General features: G+C 50.0%; 18 protein-coding genes. 7 read left to right on the forward strand and 11 right to left on the reverse strand.

Going from position 1 to position 24,151, the window contains the following annotated elements:
- Positions 1 to 12 precede the first annotated feature (12 nt).
- From JI741_RS12300 to JI741_RS12325, 6 genes are all read right to left on the reverse strand, one after another.
- On the reverse strand, positions 13 to 1,446 hold the full coding sequence (locus JI741_RS12300) for a nicotinate phosphoribosyltransferase (RefSeq protein ID WP_202009727.1): 1,434 nt from the start codon (positions 1,444 to 1,446) through the stop codon (positions 13 to 15).
- Between the two features lie 4 nt (positions 1,447 to 1,450).
- A complete protein-coding gene (locus JI741_RS12305) occupies positions 1,451 to 2,350 on the reverse strand; it encodes an NUDIX domain-containing protein (protein ID WP_202009729.1) in 900 nt (299 codons plus the stop codon).
- Between the two features lie 136 nt (positions 2,351 to 2,486).
- Positions 2,487 to 3,170 (reverse strand): NUDIX hydrolase, encoded by a 684-nt coding sequence (locus JI741_RS12310; RefSeq protein WP_202009732.1) that lies wholly within the window; start codon positions 3,168 to 3,170, stop codon positions 2,487 to 2,489.
- Between the two features lie 72 nt (positions 3,171 to 3,242).
- Positions 3,243 to 4,958: an amidohydrolase gene (locus JI741_RS12315; protein WP_202009734.1), complete on the reverse strand. Its 1,716-nt coding sequence runs from the start codon at positions 4,956 to 4,958 to the stop codon at positions 3,243 to 3,245.
- A 67-nt stretch (positions 4,959 to 5,025) separates the two neighbouring features.
- On the reverse strand, positions 5,026 to 5,274 hold the full coding sequence (locus tag JI741_RS12320; RefSeq protein WP_202009736.1) for a hypothetical protein: 249 nt from the start codon (positions 5,272 to 5,274) through the stop codon (positions 5,026 to 5,028).
- 8 nt (positions 5,275 to 5,282) lie between these two features.
- Positions 5,283 to 7,385 (reverse strand): M48 family metalloprotease, encoded by a 2,103-nt coding sequence (locus JI741_RS12325; RefSeq protein WP_202009738.1) that lies wholly within the window; start codon positions 7,383 to 7,385, stop codon positions 5,283 to 5,285.
- A gap of 215 nt (positions 7,386 to 7,600) precedes the next feature.
- Here JI741_RS12325 and JI741_RS12330 point away from each other — a divergent pair, with 215 nt between their 5' ends.
- Entirely contained in the window at positions 7,601 to 7,801 is a 201-nt protein-coding gene (locus tag JI741_RS12330) for a hypothetical protein (protein ID WP_202009740.1), read from the forward strand.
- Positions 7,802 to 7,994: 193 nt separating this feature from the next.
- Here JI741_RS12330 and JI741_RS12335 read toward each other — a convergent pair whose 3' ends face one another.
- The 3 genes from JI741_RS12335 to JI741_RS12345 all read right to left on the reverse strand — a co-directional run bounded on the left by JI741_RS12335 (position 7,995) and on the right by JI741_RS12345 (position 10,676).
- Positions 7,995 to 8,636 (reverse strand): DUF4349 domain-containing protein, encoded by a 642-nt coding sequence (locus JI741_RS12335; protein ID WP_236676014.1) that lies wholly within the window; start codon positions 8,634 to 8,636, stop codon positions 7,995 to 7,997.
- Positions 8,637 to 8,714: 78 nt separating this feature from the next.
- A complete protein-coding gene (locus JI741_RS12340; RefSeq protein ID WP_202009744.1) occupies positions 8,715 to 10,271 on the reverse strand; it encodes a vWA domain-containing protein in 1,557 nt (518 codons plus the stop codon).
- Positions 10,272 to 10,490: 219 nt separating this feature from the next.
- The gene (locus JI741_RS12345) at positions 10,491 to 10,676 is read right to left on the reverse strand and encodes a hypothetical protein (protein WP_202009745.1); all 186 of its coding nucleotides are present in this window, start codon (positions 10,674 to 10,676) and stop codon (positions 10,491 to 10,493) included.
- 120 nt (positions 10,677 to 10,796) lie between these two features.
- Here JI741_RS12345 and JI741_RS12350 point away from each other — a divergent pair, with 120 nt between their 5' ends.
- The 6 genes from JI741_RS12350 to JI741_RS12375 all read left to right on the forward strand — a co-directional run bounded on the left by JI741_RS12350 (position 10,797) and on the right by JI741_RS12375 (position 18,207).
- Positions 10,797 to 11,360 carry an RNA polymerase sigma factor gene (locus JI741_RS12350; RefSeq protein WP_369411765.1) on the forward strand — a complete coding sequence of 188 codons (564 nt, stop codon included), beginning with the start codon at positions 10,797 to 10,799 and terminating at the stop codon, positions 11,358 to 11,360.
- A 1-nt stretch (position 11,361) separates the two neighbouring features.
- Positions 11,362 to 12,432 (forward strand): S1 family peptidase, encoded by a 1,071-nt coding sequence (locus JI741_RS12355; protein ID WP_202009747.1) that lies wholly within the window; start codon positions 11,362 to 11,364, stop codon positions 12,430 to 12,432.
- Between the two features lie 283 nt (positions 12,433 to 12,715).
- Positions 12,716 to 13,339, forward strand: coding sequence for a hypothetical protein (locus tag JI741_RS12360; protein ID WP_202009750.1), 624 nt, complete (start codon positions 12,716 to 12,718; stop codon positions 13,337 to 13,339).
- Positions 13,340 to 13,782: 443 nt separating this feature from the next.
- A complete protein-coding gene (locus tag JI741_RS12365) occupies positions 13,783 to 15,189 on the forward strand; it encodes an RtcB family protein (RefSeq protein WP_202009752.1) in 1,407 nt (468 codons plus the stop codon).
- Positions 15,190 to 15,195: 6 nt separating this feature from the next.
- Positions 15,196 to 17,313, forward strand: coding sequence for a hypothetical protein (locus JI741_RS12370; protein ID WP_202009754.1), 2,118 nt, complete (start codon positions 15,196 to 15,198; stop codon positions 17,311 to 17,313).
- 6 nt (positions 17,314 to 17,319) lie between these two features.
- A complete protein-coding gene (locus tag JI741_RS12375; RefSeq protein WP_202009756.1) occupies positions 17,320 to 18,207 on the forward strand; it encodes a hypothetical protein in 888 nt (295 codons plus the stop codon).
- A gap of 16 nt (positions 18,208 to 18,223) precedes the next feature.
- Here the strand turns inward: JI741_RS12375 and JI741_RS12380 are convergent, their stop codons facing one another.
- Both JI741_RS12380 and JI741_RS12385 read right to left on the reverse strand, forming a co-directional pair.
- Positions 18,224 to 21,661 (reverse strand): TraB/GumN family protein, encoded by a 3,438-nt coding sequence (locus tag JI741_RS12380; protein ID WP_236676015.1) that lies wholly within the window; start codon positions 21,659 to 21,661, stop codon positions 18,224 to 18,226.
- A gap of 135 nt (positions 21,662 to 21,796) precedes the next feature.
- On the reverse strand, positions 21,797 to 23,905 hold the full coding sequence (locus JI741_RS12385; protein ID WP_202009760.1) for a PrsW family glutamic-type intramembrane protease: 2,109 nt from the start codon (positions 23,903 to 23,905) through the stop codon (positions 21,797 to 21,799).
- Between the last annotated feature and the right edge of the window lie 246 nt (positions 23,906 to 24,151).

The raw sequence follows: 24,151 nt of genomic DNA on the forward strand, positions 1-24,151 counted from the left end.
CGTATACTTTAATTAGACGGCTACTGTGCTTTGAATGCGAACCCGTTCGCGAATGGATTCGAATGTGTGTTGTTGTTTCACTTCACCATTTTCAAAAACAGTCTGCAACAGGTCGGGAAGGTCTGGTCGATCGTGTTCACTAATCGTTTTGAACTGTTGCCCGTCGCGCACCAATTTCAAGCGGCCTGCTTTCGATGTCTTGAAGGAAGCGATCAGCTCGCCGTTTTCATTCATCTCTACAGGTTTCTTGCTCACGTCAACACCTTGACCATTCACTTCGGCATAGGAACACTTCAGGGCAAACTTTTGTGTGTCGCGATTCACCTTTTGTAGAAGGGCACCGCCCATGCCCAGCACCAGGTTCTCGGCCGAAATGCCTTTGCCTTTCAGCGCTTCATAAATGGCCGGGATCGATTCCTGATCAATGCCGTCGCCTTGAATGACGCGGAGTTGTGGTGGAAGAACTTTAAAGCCTTTCGTGTTCACCGTGGACCCGAATTTCTCGAAGAGAATTTCAAAGACTTTCAGCAACGTCATCACGGGGTCGCCAGAGTCGGGTCGGATCACCAGGGTGCCGTTGCGTTGCAGAATTTTTTCCCTGAACGCTTCGCCCCAATATTCTTCTACCGCGCGAAAGATGTTGTACGAATCGGACACACACGCGATCAACCCTTGTGGATAGGCATCCAGCACATGACCAAAGGCTTCCTTCTCCTTAGCCGCACCGCCAAGCGTCATAATGGAGTGTTCTGTGGCCGGGATGGATTTGCCGTAGACTTCTTTCGCGGCATAATGTTTTTGCGCGAAGTAAGAAGCATACACCGTGTCGCTCCCCTTGAAGTTGAGCAAGTGTGCTGACCCCCCCAAGCCTGCGCTCTCCACCGAACTCACACCGCGGAAGCCAAAGTCGTTCAACACAAAGTCGATTGCTGCTTTCGAAGCGTTGTCGGCCGTTTGTTCAAAGTAGCGTTCCACAATCTTGCGGATCTCGTGCGACAAAGTGGCCACCGTGTTTGGATACCACACCTGCATGAGCAATGTTTCCAGGAAGTTGGTGAGCCAGAAACATTTTGGATCGGTGTTTTCGATCGTCATCAACACATTGTGCACGGGAAGCGCGGTACCTTCGGCAACGGCTTTGATTTTCACCGGCAGTCGACCGTCATATTTCCGCAGAATGTATTCGAAGTTTTCGCGGCTGAACACATCGCTTCGACCAAACACACCGTTCAGTGTTGCTTCGGCTTCGTCGAGGTCTTCTTTGGTGAAGGCCTGGCCTTCAAGATATTCTTTCAAATAGTATTGCAGACCATAGAAAACCGTTTGGGGAAACAAGCCACCACGGCTCTCGAGATAGGAATAGATTTTTGTGGTGCCGGGTGTGTACAATTTATAGTGTGAATATTTGTAGGCATCGGCCAGCAGCAACAGATTTTGCTTTTTCATGACGTTATTTCGTTAAGTACTTCTCTAAAAGATTTTGAAGTTGCGGATAGTGTTCTTCGGCCACTTCGTGTGCGTTCAGCATTTTTTCTACTTTCTCCAGCGCGAACCAATCCACATCGGCAATGTCGTCGCTGCCTTTAGGATCGCCGGCAATGAAGTCGGTCGAGAAAAGTGTGGTGATGATTTTATCGGCTTCGCGTTTGTAGCGCCAGTCGTCTACGCGAAACGACTTTTCATAGCGCATGCCTGTGATTTCAATGGGGCCACATTCTTCGCGAAGCTCGCGTTCGGCGGCCATCTCGTAGCTGTCGTCGGTAGGGTCAGAAAATCCGCCCAACAAACGCCACTTGTTGTCGATGTCTTTCTTGCCCAGCAACAATTCCGTTTTGTCGTTGCGGAACACCGCGATGTCCACAGTAGGATAGACCTTCACGTACGTGTTGGCGTAGGCATAGATGATGCCCGAGCGAAACGCTTCGGAGTCTATCACCTTGTCGCTGAATTTTTCGCGCAGTGCCGTGGAGTTGTGCGGACCGTTCTCTGCAAGCGGCACCACCTTTTTGCTACCGGAATAGCTGGTCATGAAACTGTCGCGACTTCCATAGAGCGTGAAGGTTGAGCCGGGAAAAGTTGAGCTCAACAAGGTGTCGAGATTTTGTGTCCACTTTGCGTCCAGCGGATGGTCAGACAAGGGCAGCACCACCATGTCGGGATATTCTTTCTTGATCATCTTCTCGCGCGTAGGAAAGTCCAACGGATTGCGCCGGCTTCCCAACACGGGCGAGATGCCCAGCACGATCACCGTTTTGTTGTGCTGCTGCTGCACGGTTTCGATGAGGGCCTTGTGACCGTCGTGCAGGTAGGGCGTTTGAAAGCGGGCGATGATAACTCCGATGTTGTTCATATTGATGTGTTTGATTTTAAGACTGATGTTTGATAGTTGCTATTTGTGTAATATATACGCAAATATAGAAGCAACGTTTTGATTCCGACTATCTATTTTGCGTAATTTTTACGCTAATTCAGTAATCGCTTGATTGCTAGTAGAAAAGATCGGAGTTGTAGCCTTTTTCTTTCAGCTCGAAATATTTCTTCCGGTTAAAACGATAGAGACGTGCGGGTCTTCCGGCGCCGCGTTGAATGGTTTCATCAAGTTCTTCGAGGAAACCCAGGCTCATGATGCGTTTTTTGAAATTGCGCCTGTCCAGGTCGTTGTCGAGCAACACCTGGTAGAGTTTTTCCAGATCCGAAAACGGAAACTCCTTGTCAAGCAGTTCAAACCCGATGGGCTCGTAGGCAATTTTGCCCCGCAATCGTTTGATGGCCACGTCCAAGATGTGTTTGTGGTCGAACGCGAGCTTGGGCATTTTTTTGATGTTGAACCAACCCACGTCTTCGGCGTCGGTTTGCGCCGAAAGCTGGTAGTCGTCGGGGCGAACCAGTCCAAAATAAGCAACCGAAACCACCCGGTTTCGTGGATCGCGCCCGGGCTGGCCAAACGAATAGAGCTGTTCGAGATAGTTCACGTCAATTCCGGCTTCCTCTTGCAACTCGCGGCGCACGGCTTCTTCCAGCGACTCGTCGTTCAACACCAGCCCGCCTGGCAATGCCCACGACTTTTGAAAGGGCTCATACTTTCTTTTAATGAGCACCACCGATATGCCGTCGTCCTGGCGATAGCCAAAAACAACGGCGTCGACCGATACTTTGATGTCTTGCTTCATGGAATGATAAGAGGCTGATTTGTGTACAAATAACACAAAAATCAGAAGATTAGGAAGGTGACGGTCAAAGGGTCATTTCCGAAACACCACGTCGCCGCCAAACATGGTCCACAGCACGTGTGTTTCTTTTACTTCCTGTGGGGAAACGGTCAGCACGTCGCGGTCGAGCAAAACAAAGTCGGCTTGTTTGCCGGGCTCAATGGAGCCAATGGTTTTGTCGCGCCACATCACTTTGGCTGCGTTGATGGTATAGGCTTCGAGCATAGCGATGCGCGGCATCTTTTCGCGGGCAATGAGCACGCCCATTTTTCCTTCACGGGTTTCGGCAACATAGATGGCTTCGAATGGATTGGCCGAACTCACGGGCCAGTCGCTCGCGCCGGCAATGGTGGCCCCATTGTCCATCATGGATTTGGCTGGATAGTGATTGCTGAAAAGTGCCGCATCAAGATAAGGTTCCACAAGGTCAACGGTATAGATGTCGGCTGTGGCCCATAACAATTGATAGCTGGCCAGAACATGCAACGCGGCAAAACGTTTGAAATCTTCCGGCACAACCAGTTGCATGTGCGTTATAGAATGTGCCAGTTTGGAATTTCCGTTTGCTTTTCGGGCGGCCGCTGCGGCGTTCAGTGTTTCGGTCACGGCCCGGTCGCCTATGGCATGCACGTGTACCAACAGTCCTTGTTTGTCCGACTGGATGAAGAACGTCTTGAATTTTTCGGGATCAAACATCAGCGAACCCGTAAGCCCCGAGTTCTTGTAGGGCACCGACACCGCCGCGGTCTGCGTTGGATATTCCAGCACACCGTCGGCAAATATCTTGAATCCCAACACCGACACATCGTTGACAGACTTGAAGGACTGTTGCAATTTTTTCAGCACATCAATTTGCCGCTGCACATCCGCGTCGCCATCGGCCACCACGGTGGCAGCCACGTGGGCCGTCAGTTGTTTTTGCTGTGATAGTTTGCGATAAAGTTCCAGGTCGGCATTTTGTTCGCCCTGGTGTGTGGCGCCCGTGGCGGGATCGAGCCACGCGGTGATGCCGAGACTATTCAGATGTTTCACCGCCAGCACGGCCGACTCGTAAGGATCAATGTTGGTGGGCGCCAGAATTTTCCGAATGGTGTTAAAGCCTTCTTCAGAGATGCGCCCGTTGGGTTCGCCTTTGGCCGTGGTGCCAAAAAATTCCAGATCGCTTTCGGATAGTCCTTTAAGGAAGGCGGCATCGATTCCCGCACGGGTAAGCATCACGTTGTTCACCCACGCGGTGTGTCCATCCGAACCCCGCAGCACAACGGGTTGCGTGTTGTAAGGCGCTTTATTAAAGACATCGCGTAGCGCGTCGATCTGCGTCCAGGTCACACTGTGCATGCCTTCAATAAACAACACATCGCCACGCATGCCTTTTCGAGATTGAAGCGTTTGTGCGGCATACACAATCAAGGCATCGACGGACAATGGTTGGTCGCCAAGGTTTGCAGCCATCAGACTTCGGCCGCCACTCAGTGCGTGGTTGTGACTGTCGACAAGACCCGGCATAAGAAATTTTCCCTGAAGGTCGATGCGCGTTGCGGGTCCTTTCAAATGTTTCTCGACATCTTTTATGGTTCCGACATACACAATCTTGTCGCCCACAATGCCTACGGCGTCAGCATAAGGTTGAGCGACGTTGGCCGTGAAAATTTTTCCGTTGTAAAGAATTTTGCGCGCGCCTGTTGATTGCGCCAGGGAGAAAGAACACGAGAGAAAAGGGAGCAATAGCAGGAGCAGACGCTTGGACATGGCTTTCGGGGTGAGTCTCCGAAAATAGTCAAAAGGCCGCATCGGTAAAAGAATAGTTCGGTTGCTCTTAGCGCCACGTTCCACCGACATGCTGCTTCAGCTTTCGCAGCAGGTGACGGAGCACGAAGAAATCAGAAACGGCAGATATAATAACAATCAATCGCACCCACCGATCGGAGCTTAACGGAAGATTTCTGAACCCCGGATGCATGGTACTGTATATAAACGAATAGAAATACGAAATGACAACCAGACTCAAGAAGCTGGCCAAAATAATGAATCCAATGGTGGCAACACCCTGTATGATTTTTTTCATCACCAAAACTAGTCCAGCAACTGCAGTTGCCAATCCAGTAATTCTTTTTTCAAGGCGAAGGTATAGTCGGCACCGATGCCCTGAAAGAGCATTATGGATTCGTTGAAGAGTTTCAATTCGCCATCCAAAAAAGTGTCGTTGGCAAAATACGCTTGCTGCTTCGATACATATTCTTCCAGTGTGCTTTTTTCGGCTGGTGTATACAGCGTCTGTTTCGAAGGGTCGGCCAGCATATCTTTTATGCTCTCTTTGATGGGCGACTCCAGCCGCTTCATGAGGTTGACCACAGCGTGGACTTTTTCAAGCGTCAGGTTTTCGGCGTAGAGCGGATAGACAGCTTTCCGGATTTCTTCAAATTTTTTCTGGCTCTCTTCAGCAGTTTCGGCCGACGCGAAAAAGTTTTTGTAGTCGGTTTTGATTTTGTCGAGCTGGCCCTTTTTTTCCGCTTGATGAAAGAACAAGGCAACCATGTTCCGGTCGGCGGCTACCATCTTGGCTTCGGCAACGCTCAATTCATTTTTTAATTCATCGCGAAGGCCGGCGGCTTCATCGCGATTCATTTTCTTTCCTTCAAACTCAAATGTGTGGATGCCGTTTCTCGCCTCCTGAATCAACTCCAACGTATGGATGTCGCTTCGCAATCCGTCGGCCAACAGGGGAAGTTCGAGTGTGGCTTCGTCCAGAATTTTTTCGAAGGTGTCGACATTTTCCAACAAGCGGTCATAGTCCAGGGTGTCGATGTTCACAGTGGTCATTTTCCGGAAATTGTAAAAATTCTTATAGGCGGGGTTCAGCGTATATTTTTTTACTTCCGTTTCATAGCGTTGCGTAAACAGATTCAACGTGAGTGTTTCGGGTGTCTGTTTGAAGCCTGCGTTGGTGTAGAGTTTCTCCGTTTGTTGGCGTTGCAACGCTTCGGCGTTTGTGAACACGACCCATGCCGGTGTTTGCAACGTTTCGGTGGGGATGTTGAGCGACAACAAGTGTGTTTCGCGATCGTCGGTGCTGGGGTGCGAAGCCCACTGATCCTTTACCACGATGCGTGTTTTGTTGAGACGGGCAAACGATGCCGCGCTAACCTGTGGAAGACCGCCTTGCAACGCCAGACCATGCTCGTTGGCAAATTGCGTCATCACCGCCGAATGTTGCGGATAGACATTGTCGGGTTTCAGATTTTCGCGCGCCCATTCCTGGTAATGTTGAAAGAGACGATTGTAGCATGTATCGGCAACCTCTAGCCGTCGAAGCGACGTGATGAGGTGATTGGCCCCGCTCACATAGGCCGACACCGAATCGGCATGGAACTCCATTTGCCGCGACAAGCTCATGTAGTTTTTATTGACGATGCCATAGCATTGTTGCAGCACCCACTGAATGCCCCGCACAATGCCCGCCGTGAGGCTGGCGAAAAACGCGAAATAGCTGCTCACGTTTGCCCAGGCTTCCAACGTTTTGCCATAGTCGTTGTTGTCGTAGAGCATGTTGTGAATCACATGGTTCACGTTATACACATAGCTCCCCAGCTTCATGCTGCGCTGCGAGAAGTGACCAAACTCGTGAGCAAGAATGGCTTTGAACTCGCTGAGGTTAACGGCGTTGACAAGGCCCAACCCGATCACGAGGTTTTTGCGAACCGGAAAAAACATGCTCCAGAAACTGGAGTCGTAAAACACATAGGCATTTACTTCGGGAGAAATATAGATCCGCTTTGGAAACGGCGACTGTGTTTCGTTGGTGAGCGTCCGCACAAAATTGAACAGCTCGGGCTGATCGGCCGGTTTCAGTTCGGTGAGGTGCGAACGGTCGGTGGCGTTTTTCTTGAACAGAAACTTCACCAGAAAATACAGCACCATCACACCAAGACAAATGAGCCCCGCGCCAAAAATAAAGGTGATGAGGCGCGGAAACACGGTCACCAGCATCACACCGCCATAGCCGCACAACACCGCGAGCAAAACCCCCGCGAGCACAAGCACAATGTAGGTGACGATGAAGAAGAGAATGGACCCAAGCACTTTGGAAACTTCTTTTTTGAATGCCGCCGACGGTTTGATGATTCGTTCGTCTGCATGTTGAGGTCTGGCGGGGTAGGTAACGGTTGCCGTTTGCATAGAGATAAAAATGGTGAGCCTAAAGTAGAAATTTTTTTTATTCCTGAAACACCAGGCCGCCAACTTCCCGGCTAGTTGTTCATTTTTGATCAGCGCGGTGTGCACATTCGAAATAAAAAAGCGGAAGCGCCGCCGTTTTCGGGCATGCTTCCGCTGTTTTCAGAATTGGTAAGGTGTTTGATCCCGTTCAGGCGAACCACAAATTCGTCATCGTCATGAGAACCCTGATCGCGCTTATTCTTTGGTGTATGCTTTTCGTGCTGTGCTGGCCAATAGCCCTGGTCGTGCTCTTTTTGTTTCCGATCTTTTGGCTGCTGCTGCTTCCGTTCCGCATACTGGGTCTCACGCTCGACCTTGGCTTCAAACTCGTGGGCGCGATCCTCATGTTTCCCTTCCGGGTATTTGGTGGAAAGTAGATTTTATTGTTTTGCCCTGAGGAAGCGCAGGTGTCTGCCTTTCACAAAAAAAGTGTAACGCCAACAAGCAGGAGAAGCGGCCAGATGTAGGTTAACGTGATCATCACGCTCACCACGCCGTGCCATCCCGATTTCAAACCCTCAACAAGCTTGTTGGATAGTGTTTCTTCAACCGGTTGTTTCACGGGCTCCGTCACGTACTGATAAATTCCAAATTGATGGTGCTAGAGCTCACCTGGTCGCGCAAGTAGTTGATGCGGCTCACCGTGGCTTCTATTTCTTCGTGGAGCTCGCCGATTTTCTGTTCGGCATTTAGCAACTCTTCAATGGTGCCGGCTTTCTTTCTCAGAATTTCGCCATAACGTGCTTCCACTTCGCGTTTGGTTTTTAATCGCGACTCGAGGTCAACAAATTCTTTTGCTACGTCGGTGCTCGACACATTTCGGAAATCAACGTGCAAAGCCTGCCCATCAATGTCTTTCAGGAGTTCAAAGAAATATTCGTTTTGAATGCGAATGGTAATTTTGTTTTCCAGCATCATGTTTTCGAACTGAAGGCTGGAGGTTGAAACATAGGCGGGGTATTTTTTCACGGCGACTTCAATTGCCTCCGAGCTTTGCTTCATGTTTCCCACCTCAAAGCGGTAGTTCACAGATTTTATCAGCTTGGCCCGTGGGTCCACATACCCATCGCCGGCTGACACTGTCGCGAGTTGTGTTTTTGCCGTGGCTGCAGTGGCATCGCTGGTTTCAACCGGCGCCGAGTCGGCCGAAGCCATCTCGTGTTTTGCGGCGCAGGAAAATAAGAATATAAAAAGGATTACTGCGAAAGGCATGATGAAGCGTTTCATAAAATTTTTCATTTTAAGATTAGATAAACGAGAAGAGAAAATTACAGGAAGAAACTCGCCAGCTTAATTGTTGTGAGCCAGCAGACCAAACGATTTCACCAAACCAACAAACTCGGTGCGATAACCTTCGGTGTCTTTTCCTTTTGCTCCTTGTGCCAGATCGCTCACCTGCTCGTAGGTGAAGTTGTTTATGTACTGTGAATCGCGAAGCAACATGCCGAACGCGGCCACCGAGGCAGACCAGCGAAAATTGTCGGATGTGTTGGTGAGCAAACGGTGGTCGTCCAGAATGGGATGCACCATAAGTTTGCTGTTGTCTTGATCGGGATTTTTGTAGCGCAGCTTCAGCGTCAGCAATTCGTTTGTGTTGTGAGCTTGGCCATTCACTTCGGTGGTTTGATATTTCAAATCGTCAACCGATGGTGTTTCGGTCGATTCGCCAATGGGAATTATTTCGTAGAGTGCCGTCACGGTGTGGCCCGAGCCCAGTTCGCCCGCATCTTTTTGATCGTTGTTAAAATCTTCCTGTTGAAGCATGCGGTTTTCGTAGCCAATCAAACGATAGGCTTTCACCTTTGCAGGATTAAATTCCAGTTGAAGCTTCACATCTTTTGCAATGGCAAACAACGTTCCTCCAAATTCTGTCACCAGCACTTTGCGCGCTTCGTTGAGGTTGTCGACATAGGCATAGTTTCCGTTTCCGGTGTCGGCCAACGCTTCCATTTTCGAATCTTTGTAGTTGCCTGTGCCAAAGCCGAGCACGGTTAAGAACACACCTTCTTTTCGTTTGTCTTCAATCAATCGTTCCATCGCGGCATCGCTCGACTCGCCGATGTTAAAATCTCCATCCGTGGCCAGGATGACGCGATTGTTTCCGTTGCGTTCAAAATTTTCGCGGGCAATGTCATAGGCCAGGCGTATGCCTTCGCCACCGGCCGTGGAGCCGCCGGCCTCGAGGTTGTTGAGGGCTTCCAGTATTTTTGTTTTTTCATTTCCCGATGTCGACTCCAGCACAAGGCCAGCCGCGCCGGCATAGACCACCATGGCCACATGATCTTGCGGACGCAACTGATCGATCAACATTTTGAAGGAGGCTTTCAGCAACGGCAACTTGTTCGCCTCTTCCATGGAGCCCGACACGTCTATGAGGAACACGAGGTTTGAAGGCGGCAGATTATTGACTTCGATTTTTTTTCCTTGCAAACCGATGTGAACCAACTTGTGTTTCGTGTTCCACGGTGCTGCAGAAATTTCGGTGACCACAGCAAAAGGATCTTCACCCGTTGGCGCGTCGTAGTCATAATCAAAATAGTTAATCATCTCTTCGATGCGCACAGCATCTTTCGGTGGACGCCGGCCACCTTGAATGACCCGACGCACATTGGCGTAGGAGGCCACGTCAACATCAATCGAAAAAGTAGACAACGGATTTTTTAACGATTCAAGAAATTCATTTTCCCGAATGATGGCGTAGTCTTCGGTGTTGGGTGCGGGTGTTAGAGGTTCGGGCGCTGACAAAGCAGGTTGTGTGGTGTCCGCGGCTTCGAGGCGCAGGGCCGATCGTCTGTCGCAGGCAACGGTGAGCATCAGGATAAGAAAGGGCACAAGGAAGCGTTTCATAAAATTTTTGGTTTTAAGATTATGGAAGGCAAAAAAAAATGATGGCAAATAACCGGCCAGGCCTGCAGGGCAAGAGCGGGCAAAGGAGTGCGTGAAAAAAAGAAAGAGGTGTGAAGCTAAAATGTCATCGCAGGCGAGAGCGGCCGGCGGAGAGAGAGGTAAAGTTCAGAGCCCCCGGAATCGGAAGGCTCTGATTGTTTACAGGTAGGTGAGTGCGAATTAGTGAGCTGCAGTAGAATCGGCTGCAACAGCTTGTGTTGTGTCAGCTTCAGCGGGAGCAACAGTTTCAGTAGCGACAGAATCTTTAGTTTCGGTGGCTGTGCTTTCAGTCGATTTCGAAGTACAAGCAGCAACGGAAACAGCGATGGCCAACACCGCGAAAATAGATTTGATTGCTTTTTTCATGATTTCTACGTTTAAATTTCCCTTCATACCGGCTTTTCCGGAAGGTCACCCACGCAGAAAGATCTTTTTCTTTGGGTTACCTTGGGGACGACTTTGTATAAAACCAACCTTACGCACTACGTGGCCTATTATTTTGACGAGCTGATTGTTTCAGAGATCCGGAAAAAGAACGAGGGGGCGCTCCGGGAGCTGTACAAGACCCACTATCCCATGATCGTGAACCTGGTCTGCACCAACAGCGGCTCCGAACAGGAAGCGAAAGACATTTACCAGGAGGCGATCATGGCGTTTTATGACCGCGCCCAGCAGGCGGATTTTATCCTCACCTGCAAGATCAAAACCTACCTCTATGCCGTGTGCAGAAGGCTTTGGCTCAAGCGATTGCACGCCAAAAAGCGCTTTCACGGAAGCATCGAGGAAACCGAGTCCTTTTTGGGCGTAGACCAGGAAGTGGCCAGCGCCGAAGAAAAGGAGAAACAGTTCGACAGCATGGAAGATGCCCTCAACAAACTGGGTGAGCCTTGCCGGTCGATCATCGAAGATTTTTACATCCACGACCTTTCCATGGAAACTATCCGCGAAAAGTTTGGGTATACCAATGCAGACAATGCTAAAAATCAGAAGTACAAATGTCTGCAGCGACTGAAGAAATTGTTTTTTGACGGATACAAAGAAATAGAATAGTATGATTGCCGAACAAGATTTGCTGGATCGCTACGCCAAAGGCACCCTCGCCGCTTCCGAAGCGGCCGCCCTGGAAGCGCGGATGCAGCAAGACAAGGAATTTAAGGAACGGGTAGAAAAACACCTGGCCCTGGTGAAAGCGCTCAAATTTTACGGCGAACGTTCTGCCGTGCTCAAAACCCTCGACGAAGCTCACCGCGAAATTGAAATGCCGGTGAAAACTCTTCCCCTGGACACCCCCACAGGCTGGAAACGCTATTGGATGACCGCCGTGGCCGCTTCGGTGGCCCTGATCAGCATTTTGGGCACCCTGTTCATGACCCGCTCGCTCGACACAAAACAGACTGCTATATATAAGGAGTTGGGACGCAAAGTGGAGCAAATCCGCAAATCGCAAAAACTCATGATGGAAGACATGGCCGAGGTGAAAGAAAAACCCAACCCAAGGCCCGAATCCTTTGCAGGCACCGGCTTCCTCATTTCGTCGGGCGGCTATGTGGCCACCAGCTATCACGTGATTCGCGAATCGGACTCCGTTATTATAGAGAACGCAAAATTCGGAGCCCTCAAAGCCAGCGTCATCTTCAGCGACCCGGCCAACGACGTGTCTATTCTCAAAATCGAAAAACGCCCCGACGAAATGGCGCAACCGTTGCCCTTCACCCTTTCGAAAGTGGAAGCCAGCCTCGCCGAAGATGTGTATACGCTGGGTTATCCACGAGAAGACATTGTGTTTGGTGAAGGGTCGGTTAGCGCCCTCACCGGCTTCAAACAAAATCCAAATGCCTACCAGGTGTCGGTGCCCGTGAATCCCGGCAACAGCGGCGGTCCGTTGTTGAACACGCGGGGCGACCTCGTGGGTGTGATCAGCGGCTTGCAAACAGAAACGTTGGGCGCCGCGTTCGCCATTAAGTCAACGGTGCTGGTGGATGTAATCAACCAGGTCTCTGTCGACAGCGCCTCGCTGCCCCTTGTGCTTCCCAAACAAAACGCCTTCAAAAATTCCAGCCGTGTGCAGCAGGTGAAACGTTGGCAGGACTTTGTTTTTGTGGTGAAAGTGTACAAGAATTAGAACGTGGCCGGACACAGTTCAAAAATGAAACGGACCTTCTCGCTTTAACTATAGAGTGGACCTCTCGGTGAAATATTTTTTTGTGTTTCCAAGGAGGAAATCTTCTCAAAGTTGTTTGTAAATTTTGAATCTTTTATTGGCTCGATTGCAGCACACCCGGCGTGTATCACGGTCGGTAGCGAATTTTAGGGCATAGCATTGCAGCATCCCTGAAACCTTGGATTGTATGTGCAGAGGTGTTGCCCTAATTTCGTTGCCCCGAACCTGTTGAACCTAAATCGTTATGAGAAGGCCTGTCGTTAGAACTTATCGGCTTCTGGATTCCAAAATCGTATTCGTCATCAGCCTCCTGGTGATCGTGCTCACCATTTTGGGTGTTTACCTGCTGGGCCTTGGCTCGCACCACACCTTTTTCGAAAACTCATTCTTGTCTACCACCATTTTGTCGACGGTGTTTTGCGCGTTCATAACGGCGGGGCTGTATTATGGCGTGAAGCTGAAAGACAATGTGGGCCGTGTGACGGATGTACTGAAAAAAATACCACCTGCTCCCGACACCTCGAATTTTTCTGTTCCGGATGTTGACATCAACCTGGATGTTGACGACGAGGCTGGCATCGGCCTCATTGTGGGAATAGTCATCAGCATATTATTGTGGTTGCTTGTGGCGGGGCTGTTGGCGGTGGTGCTGTGGGCATTTGGTAGTATGCTCTTTATTACGTTCGCCACGTTTGTGGCCATGCTCTACTGGATATTCTTTCGCGCATTGCGACTGGTGTTCAAAAATTCAAAACACACCAAAGGCGACTTGCCCATGAGCGTTATCTACGCCGTGTTCTATACTTTTCTCTACAACTTCTGGATCTACGGAATATTCTTTTTGACGGCCTACCTCAAAAGCCGATAATCAAAAGTTGAAAGCCTGCAACTAAAAGGGACGTGTACATTTTCTTTGTCATTAACTTTCATTGATGCGATTGCTTTTTTAGAATCTTCCTAAATTAAAGAAAACAACAACGCTGGTCTTGATGAATTGCAAACACATGATATCTTTGTATCAGCATTTCGCCTTTGTTCATCTTTAACAAAACCGAGGGAGAAAATTTATGTTGGTACTCAGTTTACATATCCCCAAATAGTCGCCACGGTAAATCTTACTGGATCAGGACGGCATTTATCATTACCAAGTTTTAATTCTTAATCTTCGGGCTTCGCGCGCGAGGAAGTATGCGTTGTTTTTTCGCGACAAAAGCGTCACAAATAACTCACGGGATTTTTATGCCTTCGTCAAAAACGTTGGCGCAGCAATCTCATGCGTTCCTTTTCGCAAAGCCCCGGACAACACTATTTATGGACAAACATAAACTCACCCTTCAGGAAATGAGGGGTATAGAATTTCCGTCGGATGTTATCCGAAGCCTGGCCTTAAACATTATGAACCGCCACTTCAAACACACACCCAACGAAGAAAAAATAAATACAATCAACACCGTGCTCACACACCCGGAGCACTATCACGATCACGAAACGCTTAGCGTGCTGGCGTTGAAACTGATGTCGAAAACGGCGCTCGAAGTGGCGCACGACTTTTTTGATCTGGCCGATGAACCGAAACACTTTGAAGTGTTTGGCAACAAACACATCGAAAGCAACGCCATCAAACAAATGGAAATGGTGATGCGCCTGCCGGTTGTTATGAAGGGCGCCCTCATGCCCGATGCGCATCAGGGCTATGGCATTCCCATTGGCGGTGTGGTGGCTACAGAAAACGCCGTCATTCCCTATGGTGTGGGCATGGACATCGGTTGCCGCATGGCACTGAGCATCCTGGACCTGCCCGGAAGTTATGTAGATCGCAATGTGTACGCAGCCAGGAAAGCATTGCACGACAACACACACTTTGGCAACGACGGCGGATTGGAATTTCGTCAGGATCATGCCATACTGGATCATCCACATTTTCAAAGCACCGAGTTGCTGCGCCGGTTGCATGGCAAAGCCGCGCGTCAGTTGGGATCGTCGGGGTCGGGCAATCACTTTGTTGAATTCGGCGTGGTGATGTTGCACGAAGAGAACACGCTTCAGCTTCCGGGTGGTGCCTATGCAGCGCTGCTGTCGCACTCGGGTTCGCGGAGTCTTGGCGCAAACATCGCGCAGCACTACACCAACGTGGCCATCGCCAAATGCCGGTTGCCTCGCGAAGCCCGTCACCTCGCCTGGCTGACACTCGACAGTGACGAAGGGCAGGCCTATTGGTTGGCCATGAACCTCGCGGGCGAATATGCCAAAGCATGTCACGATCGAATTCATCACAACGTGTGTCGCGCACTGGGCGTGAAGACTGTGGCCACGGTAGAAAACCATCACAACTTCGCGTGGAAAGAAACGCACGGCAATACGGAGTATGTGGTTCATCGCAAAGGTGCAACACCCGCTGGCGAAGGCGTGCACGGCATCATTCCCGGCAGCATGACTACACCGGGCTACATTGTGCGCGGACTGGGCAATGCCTTGTCCATACAATCGGCCGCACACGGCGCGGGTCGGAAAATGTCGCGCCAAAAAGCGAAGGACTCAATCACCATGAGCAGCCTCAAAAAAATGTTGCAAGCCGAAAAGGTAACACTCATCGGCGGAAGCCCCGAAGAAGCACCGGGTGCCTACAAAGACATTGAGGTGATCATGAAGAGCCAGGGAACATTAATTGAAGTAGAAGGAAAATTTCATCCGCGCGTGGTGCGGATGGCAAAAGACTGAAACCAAATGAAAACACAAATACAACAACAAGCGTGGCTTGCTAAAAAAGAAAAACTGTCTGCCGTGACTGCGGCTTTGAAGCAACGTTTCATCGGGCTCGACGATGTGATCGACGAAACGATGTTGCTGCTGATGCCGTGGTATCTTTTCCCGGAGGCCCAACGGCGCCCCGCGGTGATAAATTTATGGGGACTTACCGGATCGGGCAAGACTGCTCTGGTAGAATCCATCGTGGCGTTGCTTGAGTTTGAAAATGTGTACGCCCATTTCGACATGGGCGAATTTGAATCGAAACGTTGGCTGAAAAATATTTTCACCAACGACCTTGAACATTTTCACGCGAAGCCGTCCATCATTTGTCTCGACGAATTCCAGTTTGCAAAAACACTTTCCGGCGGAAAAGAACTTCAGCGCGATTCGTTGCGTGTTGTTTGGGAATTGCTGGACTCCGGCAAACTCAACTACATCTCCGACGATGCATCGATCTGTGTTTTGCGAGCCGACCAGGCACTGACGCGACTCGAACAGGCGGAACAAGCCGGCGTGCGTTTGGTGAACGGCGAAATTGCGGACGGCCAGGAGGCGTTCTTGCAATGTTTCAAAGACTACTACTTCGACGAAAGTACACGCTATGGTGTGGCCGTAAACAAAAGCTACTTTCTGTCGCGCGATTTTGTGGAAGGTGTGAAGTGGCTCTTCGACAATAACCCAACCTTCATGTCTGATCAGATCCGCGAGCGTATCAAACAGTGTTCGCTCACTGAACTGAAAGTTATGCTGCTGGAGGGAATCAAAACGCGGCAAGCTACAAAGCAACTTGACCTGTCGCACGCTTTCATTTTTGTGCTGGGCAACCTCGACGAAGCCTATCTCATGAACGGCAGCATGAACCCGGATATTAGCGCCGACGATTTTCACCAGGCCACGGTGCGCATCACGGTGGCGACCATCAAGACCGCGTTGCGCGAGCGCTTCCGCAGCGAGCAGATCGCGCGGTTGGGAAACAACCACATCATCTACAAGTCGTTCCGCAAGGAGCACTTCCAGGAATTGATTCGTCGCGAACTGAATCGTGTGGCGGCTTTTGCTCACGAAACGTTTGGCTGGACGCTAATTTTTGATGAGTCTGTGGTAGATATTGTGTATGCCGAAGGCGTGTTCCCCACGCAAGGCACGCGGCCTGTGTTCACCACCATTGGAAACCTCATCGAATCGCGAACAGGCAAAGTGGCCCTGGCAATTTTTGAAAGGGGAACAGAGGCGGCCTCTGTGCTATGGCGTTTTGCTGACGACAAATTTCAGTTCACTGTTCAGCCTGTTGGAAGCGACGCTCCCTACACCTTCGAAGACAAGGTTAGCCTGAAAGTTGACACGCTGCGCAAGGTCTCCAACAAAAACCTGCAAGCCCATGTGGCCGTGCATGAAGCCGGTCACGCAGTGCTGGCGGCGTTGACCTTTCGCATCGTGCCCGGCGTGGTGGTTTCGAAAACTGCGGCCGGTGATGCCGAGGGATTTTGTCTCATCAATTATCCGGAAGGAAGCATGACAAAAGATTCGATACGCAAAGACATCATCGTTTCGCTCGGAGGTTATGCGGCCGAGCGACTGGTCTTTGGCGACTCGTTCACATCGGCGGGAGTGAGCTCCGATATTGAGTATGCAACGGAACTTGCCAACAAAGCCATTCGCAAGTTTGCCATGGGCACAGACCCTATCCGTGTCGTTGCGCAAGCCAGTAAAGATCCTGATTTGTTCTATCACGATGAACATCATTCGCAGCAAGCTGTGGCGCTCATCAACGACGCACTGAAGGAAGCCGATCGCCTTTTGGCACGAAACAAATTATTGCTACTGAAAATGGCGCAATACCTCACGGTGCACACGCGTATGGAGGAAGCAACCATCGCCGACTTTGTGACACGCTTCAGCGTAGAGGACTGGGTGCGCCGCGACGGATTTGTGAAAAAGGAAGATTATTATGATTTTCATGCTGTGTTGGAAAACCAACTGAATGCTTTGGAGCAAGCAGGATCACCATCAGCGGAAGCGTTGAATTATCTCTCGCTGATTCTTACCGACAAAGAACTTTCACTATCAGTCGACGAATGCATTCCAAAACAATAAGAAGAAATGAGTATGCAAGATAATGTAAACGAATATTTGGAAATGACCCGTTTGCGCTCTGCGCGTCGCCGGAAACGCGCACAACGTGAGGATTTTGACAAGATGTTGATTGGCCTTTCCAGAGAGCGACGTGCCTTGGCCAGAAAGCAATGGAGGGAAGCCTTGTTCGAAAAACTGGAAAAGCCCTATCAGCACGGATGGATCCGAAAATTTGTAGTTCGACCAGACGTAGCCCGCGGAAAAGACGGCGCGTTTTTTCAACGACTGCTGGATAAAATCAACAACACGAAATTTAGCCATCGCAAAGATTTTAAAGTGAAAAAGCGCCGCTTTGGCAGAAAGATTTATGTTGAAAAACCACAAGAGTTTGAACAGCTGAGCCCCTACGAGTTCGGACGGAAAAAATTCAGCGACAAGGAGAAAAGTTTCTTTGAATTGGTTTACCACTTTGATCCAAAAACAAAACAACATTATCCGAAGTATGCCTTAACAGAGACATGGCGATTCAGGCTTCGCGTGTTCCCGAACATCATCACACGCAGGCGGATCATTCGCGGTGAAGTGGAGGGACGTCTGGACCAGATAAAACAGTATATTACGCGCAACAACTTCGAACCGCGACTGCAAAAACTGCTGAGTGGCCACTATGGATGGGGCAGATGGAATGACGACGACGATCTTAGAAAGATCGACTCGTTTCGAAACAAACCCCTTGTCGAAATCTTGAACAAACACTGGCCTGAAGAAAACACAAACACAAACCCTCGGATCGACCCGGGGGTTTCTTTTTTTGCGAACGCGACTATTTCATTTTTGGTCTTGACCAATTTGTTTGAAGTATGGCTGGGTCATAAAAAAGAAACCCCGGCTTTTAGGCCAGGGTTTCTTCTATAGTCTCTGAATGATGTTGCTATTTGAGCAACTCTACCGATTCGTCGAGTAGCCCTTTCAAGATCTCATTTAACTTTTTGCTTTCAAACTCTTCATAGGACGCATAGGTATAATCGCCTTGGTCGGGCACGTGTTTTATTTTTTCAGGGAATGGGCCGCTGACGGCAACATACCAGGTGTTGTCGTCCGGATATTGATATTTATAGACGTACAGGTTTTGCCGTGCATCTTTGTAGCGGACGGCACGCGTCTCCACCAACTTGATGTGTTCGGGAATGCCGTCTTCATAGTTCATGTATTCATAGAGTGCTCCTTCGGCAAACTTCTCCTGCGAGAGAAGTTTGGGTGGATAGAGTTTTTCCTGCCCGAAGGTTTTCAACAAATCGTAGAGCGGGATGCGATAAAGGGGATCGGTTGCCATGGCGTCCAAATCAGCTGTAGCGACCTTCATGTTATTTTTCAGAAAAAACTTCGTTGTCACAATGCGGGTGTCGGGCATCAGCGGGTTGTTCATGGCAACGAAAATGGATTTTATAGTCTCTGTGGCCGGCGTCAACATCAGTATGTTCGCAATCCCTTCATAGTAAGAGTCCTGTTCAAAAGCGTTTTCGCTGTTCACGACAGACGCGATCGTTTTTACTTTTTCCTGCGCCAGCGCAAGAATTATTTCAAAGACCTTCGCTTTCGAAGTAGCATCCAATGCGTTGCTGTCTATCGCTTCGCGCGTGAGCCGCAGTGCATAGTAGGCGTACTCGAACTTTGGCAATTGTTTGAGCACACGGGGTAACGTGCTGTTCAGCAGTTGCAACGAATCCGAATAGGGATGCAAGAGTTGGTAGGGCGCGAAATCCTTTTTCTTTTCTTCTTTTTCGAAGAGCTCAATAAATGCCTGCGATGATGCGTGTGTTCGCATAGACGTGAGCACTTCCAATGCATCGGCTTTCCAGTCTGACGTGTCGGGCAGCGTGGAATAGATTCGCTTGATAAAATCGATCGTAGTTCCATCGTGTACGTTGTTCAGCACGGTGAATAGTTTCTCGCGTGTGTTCGACTCCTTGGCGTCGTCGGCATACGACTTGCCGAGAGCTTCATAGAGGGCTGTCAGCGCCGCAGGTTTAAAGTCATAGGCAGGCAAATAGCGGCTGGCCTTCTGTGAAACAAGTGTGTCTTTGGCAGAAAGGTCGTTAAGAATTTTTGCTGTCTTGTCAGTGAAAAGACTCCACGTTTCTTTTTGCTCGGGCACCTTCAGCGATGCGAAAAAATTGGTGGCAAGCGAAGGGTCTGCGTCGGCGGGAAGACGCACCAGCAAACGATAGATGGTTTGACCATAGATCAGCAACTTTTCGTGCAACACGGCATTTGATTTGGCAAGGGTAACCTTTAGTTGTTGACCAAAGAATTTTTTGTCGTGCAACAATGTCCTGGAAACCACACTGTCGTCTTCATAGCGGGAGTTCTGATCGGTAAAAAAATCTTCCTCACTGTCATAGTGGTCATAGTCCGACAGCCGGTCCACAGTCATCAGGTAGTTGATGCCGGAAGCTCCGTCCACGGCAGCATACTCGACATAGCCGCTGTCTCTTGAGTCGTCGGGCTTGGGATAGCCAACGGAGTCGGCCGGAAACGATGCGGGCAAGATGATCTTGAGATGATGGGACGGAAACTCAAATTCTTTTAGCTGCGGTTTCGAATACGGATTGAAGCGAAGAGAATTTATGAAGTTATCGACATTCGACACCGCGCCGTTGTTGGGTCCCGTGGCCAGCAACAGATACGTGCGGCCACCGCGCAACACCACGCGCCCTTTAACCTTGCTGCTTTCGCCCACGTCGAAGGTGAACTCCGATCCGCGCAGACCTTGAACAACCGCTTCATGTTGTTGCATATTTTTTCCCTGCATGGCCTCCACCATGTTCACGGCAATGCTGGCATAATATGCGCTATCGTCTTCGGAGGCGAGGTTCGATGGAAAATCATTGTAGCGCACCACAAATGTTTCGGAAAGTTCCTGGTCGGTCGCGTGAAAAATGTTGAGCGTGTAGCGGCCACCAAATTTTTCAGGATCCGGCTTAATGACTTGCGACTTCACGTCCGATGGCAGACGCACGGTGAATGCACCTTGGGGCACGGTGAAATCTTTCCACTCCGTCTTCCCAACTTCTAGGGTGCGAAACGAGTGAAAGAACTTTTCGGCATCTGCAGAAAAGGCTACATCACGCTGTGGTGACGCTTGCAGCATGTATACCATATCGCCCCGCAGCAAAATCTGCATGCGAACGAACGCGCCGCCTTGATTGCTGATGATCTCACGTCCTTCAAGACCCTGCACCTCAATGCGCGTCACTTTGTCCATCCTGAGTCGGCCTTTGCCCATGCGTTCCACCAGCTTGTCGAGCGCATATTTTGGCGACTTCCCTCTAAACTGTCCACCCAGCGGGATGTAAGTGGTTTGAAAAACCACGGGCGTGCCAATGTCGACATAGGTTTGAAACGTGAGGGCAATCGAATCGATCTTCAGTTCCATCGGTTTGGCCGGCATCGTCACCGAGTAAGCGCCCTGGCTGGAGGTGTAAGTATACCAGGGTTCTTCCAGCTTTTCATATTTATATTTTTTAGCCAGCCCGGTGAAGGTTGGTTTCACCACCTGCACCGTGTAGCCTTCCCGCTGCAGCAAATGAATGAGCCCTTCGTCGCCTGCCAGGTGTCCGGCACCCACGGCAAAGAAGGTGCTCTGCTTGTGAATTTCTTTCCGGATGTTCACGGCCATGCCCAGGTTTCGCTGTGTGATAAGCTGGTTGTAATAGTCGGCGGTGGTGGCGGGGTTGTCTTTTATATAGTTTCGAAGCGCATCGATATCGCCGTTGTAGTAGAGGCTGATCATGCTTGTGAATGGCGAGGGCATGCTGATGGCACTAGTCGACGCAGTGTCGAGCAGTGCACGGCGAAAATCGTCCGCAGAAAAATTGTCGAGCACCGATAGTTGATCTTTCGCGTTCTCGATGCCGACGATGCTTTTGCCCTGCCGGCGCGCAATGTTGTAGAGGTAGGCATCGAGGAACGTGCTTTTCTCTTTTTTTCCAAAGCGTTTCTCCAGGAACATCCGGGCCATGGTGGGAGTCTTCAGCTTGTCGAGCGAAAGCCCCGTGCGCTTCTGCATGAGGCTGTCGATTTCTTTGTATTCCTTTTCGTTAAGAAGTTCTTTAAACTTATTCTTGCCGCTTCTTGCCTGACCGATCATGATGGGAAGAAGGGCTTTCACGATCGAGTCGGGGTGCACCTCGAGCGAAAACGCCTTGCATTCCGAAATCTTCAGCAACACCGAGTCGCTAAAGTCGAAGGCGCGATTGTCCTGCACATGCATGGTGCCAAAGATGTAGGACGGCGACTTGAGGCCCTTGCCGGAGATTTTCCAGAGGAGCTTGTAGTTGGTGCGTTTGCCCGGGGTTTGGGCAGACAAAGAAAAGGCGGTCAGAAAACAGGCCGCGAGGAGGATGCAAAAACGATTCATTCGGAAAACAATATGGGTCAAAAGTAAGATTTTAGTCACGCACGCAAAATTTTTGTGCGCTGGGTTGGGATGATGTGTAATGTTTCAGGATACTTCGCGTGAAACGGGACCGATCAGCAGCGACATCAACACCCAACCGTGAAATGGGAAGGCGTCTTTGCGCGGATGCCGGGACTTCAGCACATCAAGATCGGGTATGGACTTGAAGAAGATCTGCACCTCGTCTTCGTGCAGCAGCGAGTCGTTTTGGTTCCGGAGTTTCACCAGCACATAGCGTTGGTTCGCGGTTTCGAACGGGAAGGGCTGGTCAAGCTTCACCACAAACCAATGCGGATCGAGGTCGTCCTTTTCTTTCAACACCACGCGCGTCACAATGGAGCCCTCCAGTCCATCTTCCAACAAGCCTTGCAGATTTTTATTGTAAGGATCGTTGCAGAGCGAGACGCGCTGGCCCACATAGTTGTGTGCGCGAATGGCATTCACAAAATACCAGCTGGTGAGCAGGAAGCCACGGTTCAATGTGCCATAGCCTTTTTTCTCGCGACTGCTGAAATAAATGTCGCGCCAATAGCCGCGCACCACGTTGAAGCTTCCCAGGTTCGACAGGAAGAAGATGATGAGGGTGCCGGCAAACGGAAGACTCGCATAAAATTCATAGTCGGCTTTTTCGGGACCTTTCACAAAAGCCACCAGCAAATATTCAAAGGCAAAAATCGCCGTGAGCGCAATGGCCACATATTTCGATTTGTCAAGCTCACCCACACGCGCGTATGAAAACCGAGGCGACTGATTGAGGCAATTGTTGATAATGATGATCCACACTTGCACCATAAAAATGAAGTAAATCACGAAAAAGAGCGTCAGGTTTTGCATGATCAGAAAATCGTAGAGCCCGTGCACCACCGCCCCGGCAACGAAGCCAAGCGAAACAATGAGCGCGCGATTTGTTTTCCGAAGCTTGAACCGACCCAGCACAAAACCATAGATCACCACCGACGAGGCAATCATGTGGCCAATCACCGAGAGGTAAGCTCGCCCGTGTATGATTCCTGTAGAGAGATTTTCGAAGTATAGCAGGTTCTCTACAAACGCAAAGCCCAGCGCGCTGGCAGCAGCATAGCGAATGTAGTGGATGGGTTCGTTCACCCGTGGCATCACCAGGAGAAAGAAGAACACAGGAACAATCTTCACAAACTCTTCGGGTATGCCGATCATCACAATGGCATAGAGCAAGTCATTCCAAAAGGTGTGGTCTGCTTCCCAGGGAATATAGAGCGAGTGAAGATCCACATACACCAGGCAAGGCAATGTGCTGAGGGCGCCGCCAAAGAAAAGAACAAGCATGGGCCAAGGTGAAGGGTGTGTCTCAAAAATTGAAAGCTTGAACACATACACAAACCACACACCACCAATCAACAAGGCGGCCATAAACCCAATAGTGTTTGCGCTGTGCCACACCGAACTCAGGAGCGACGCACCATAGGGCGTATAGTCGCCGGTCGTTAAATAGGTGTGGCGACGGAGCACGTCCGGAAAAATTTCTGGTGACGGGTTGTAGGCGAGAAGTTCCTTTAGTTGAAAATAGCGTTTGTCTTTTGTGTACAGGTCAACAAGGTAGGATAGTGCACCTTCAAAGTTTCCGTTCGCAATGTGGAGTTCCTGTCTGAATTCACGTTCGGCTTTCTGCGGCTGATTGCGCTTCACATAAAGCTGGCCTTTGCAATAATGGAGATAGGGCAAATCATGCTGATGCACATGGTCAAAATGAACTGCGGCCGAATCGAACGCTCCGGCTCTGAGGTGGAGCGCCCCCAGGGCAAAATGCGCGGTGTTGCGCACAGAAGAATCCGTTTCGTGAAGCAACGTTTCGTAGCTGCGCTGCAGGCGTGCCAATTTAATTTCGCCCAGCGAATCTCTGGTGCACGCCAGAAAAAGTTGATAGTGAAAAGGCGTTGGGTGCTTTGCCAGTTCCGAAAGCGTGGTGTCGTTCGCGTTCAACACCTGAAAATTGTTTGTGGGTGTATAGAGAGAAACTTCGGTTGATTTTTTCTCCGGAAAAAACTTTACAATCGCCATCGAAACGATCAGGATGCTGAGACTTGAAAGGATGGAAATGGAATAGGGAGACGAAAAGATGAGTTCCTTCTGGGCGTCGCCCGCGGGCCGGTAGTGGTACGCAAAGGCACCGAGCATGAACAAAAGGATTACGAACAGCATAACAGAAACATAGATGAAACGGGCACGGCTGAACCGACGAGAGGATATTTGCGAACAATATAAATAAATTCCATGCCTGCACAAATCGCCAACCTAAACTGCCAGCACCGACCCTCGGCTAAATCGAACAGGCCATGTGCTTTTTGTTGTTGCGAATGTTTGGAGGCGGGTAATCCAACAAGGATTTTCGGCCGGGCATTAATTGAGTCGTTGACGAGGTGA

Origin of the sequence: Chryseolinea lacunae (assembly GCF_016735595.1) — a bacterium.
GTDB classification, from domain to species: Bacteria; Bacteroidota; Bacteroidia; order Cytophagales; family Cyclobacteriaceae; genus Chryseolinea; species Chryseolinea lacunae.

Excerpts from the sequence above, each read along its gene's own strand:
- JI741_RS12315 (WP_202009734.1), bottom strand. The coding sequence starts at position 4,958 with ATGTCCAAGCGTCTGCTCCTGCTATTGCTCCCTTTTCTCTCGTGTTCT.
- JI741_RS12360 (WP_202009750.1), top strand. The coding sequence starts at position 12,716 with ATGAGAAGGCCTGTCGTTAGAACTTATCGGCTTCTGGATTCCAAAATC.
- JI741_RS12330 (WP_202009740.1), top strand. The coding sequence starts at position 7,601 with ATGAGAACCCTGATCGCGCTTATTCTTTGGTGTATGCTTTTCGTGCTG.
- JI741_RS12325 (WP_202009738.1), bottom strand. The coding sequence starts at position 7,385 with ATGCAAACGGCAACCGTTACCTACCCCGCCAGACCTCAACATGCAGAC.
- JI741_RS12305 (WP_202009729.1), bottom strand. The coding sequence starts at position 2,350 with ATGAACAACATCGGAGTTATCATCGCCCGCTTTCAAACGCCCTACCTG.
- JI741_RS12335 (WP_236676014.1), bottom strand. The coding sequence starts at position 8,636 with ATGCCTTTCGCAGTAATCCTTTTTATATTCTTATTTTCCTGCGCCGCA.
- JI741_RS12345 (WP_202009745.1), bottom strand. The coding sequence starts at position 10,676 with ATGAAAAAAGCAATCAAATCTATTTTCGCGGTGTTGGCCATCGCTGTT.
- JI741_RS12375 (WP_202009756.1), top strand. The coding sequence starts at position 17,320 with ATGAGTATGCAAGATAATGTAAACGAATATTTGGAAATGACCCGTTTG.
- JI741_RS12355 (WP_202009747.1), top strand. The coding sequence starts at position 11,362 with ATGATTGCCGAACAAGATTTGCTGGATCGCTACGCCAAAGGCACCCTC.
- JI741_RS12385 (WP_202009760.1), bottom strand. The coding sequence starts at position 23,905 with ATGCTCGGTGCCTTTGCGTACCACTACCGGCCCGCGGGCGACGCCCAG.
- JI741_RS12370 (WP_202009754.1), top strand. The coding sequence starts at position 15,196 with ATGAAAACACAAATACAACAACAAGCGTGGCTTGCTAAAAAAGAAAAA.
- JI741_RS12300 (WP_202009727.1), bottom strand. The coding sequence starts at position 1,446 with ATGAAAAAGCAAAATCTGTTGCTGCTGGCCGATGCCTACAAATATTCA.
- JI741_RS12320 (WP_202009736.1), bottom strand. The coding sequence starts at position 5,274 with ATGAAAAAAATCATACAGGGTGTTGCCACCATTGGATTCATTATTTTG.
- JI741_RS12340 (WP_202009744.1), bottom strand. The coding sequence starts at position 10,271 with ATGAAACGCTTCCTTGTGCCCTTTCTTATCCTGATGCTCACCGTTGCC.
- JI741_RS12310 (WP_202009732.1), bottom strand. The coding sequence starts at position 3,170 with ATGAAGCAAGACATCAAAGTATCGGTCGACGCCGTTGTTTTTGGCTAT.
- JI741_RS12365 (WP_202009752.1), top strand. The coding sequence starts at position 13,783 with ATGGACAAACATAAACTCACCCTTCAGGAAATGAGGGGTATAGAATTT.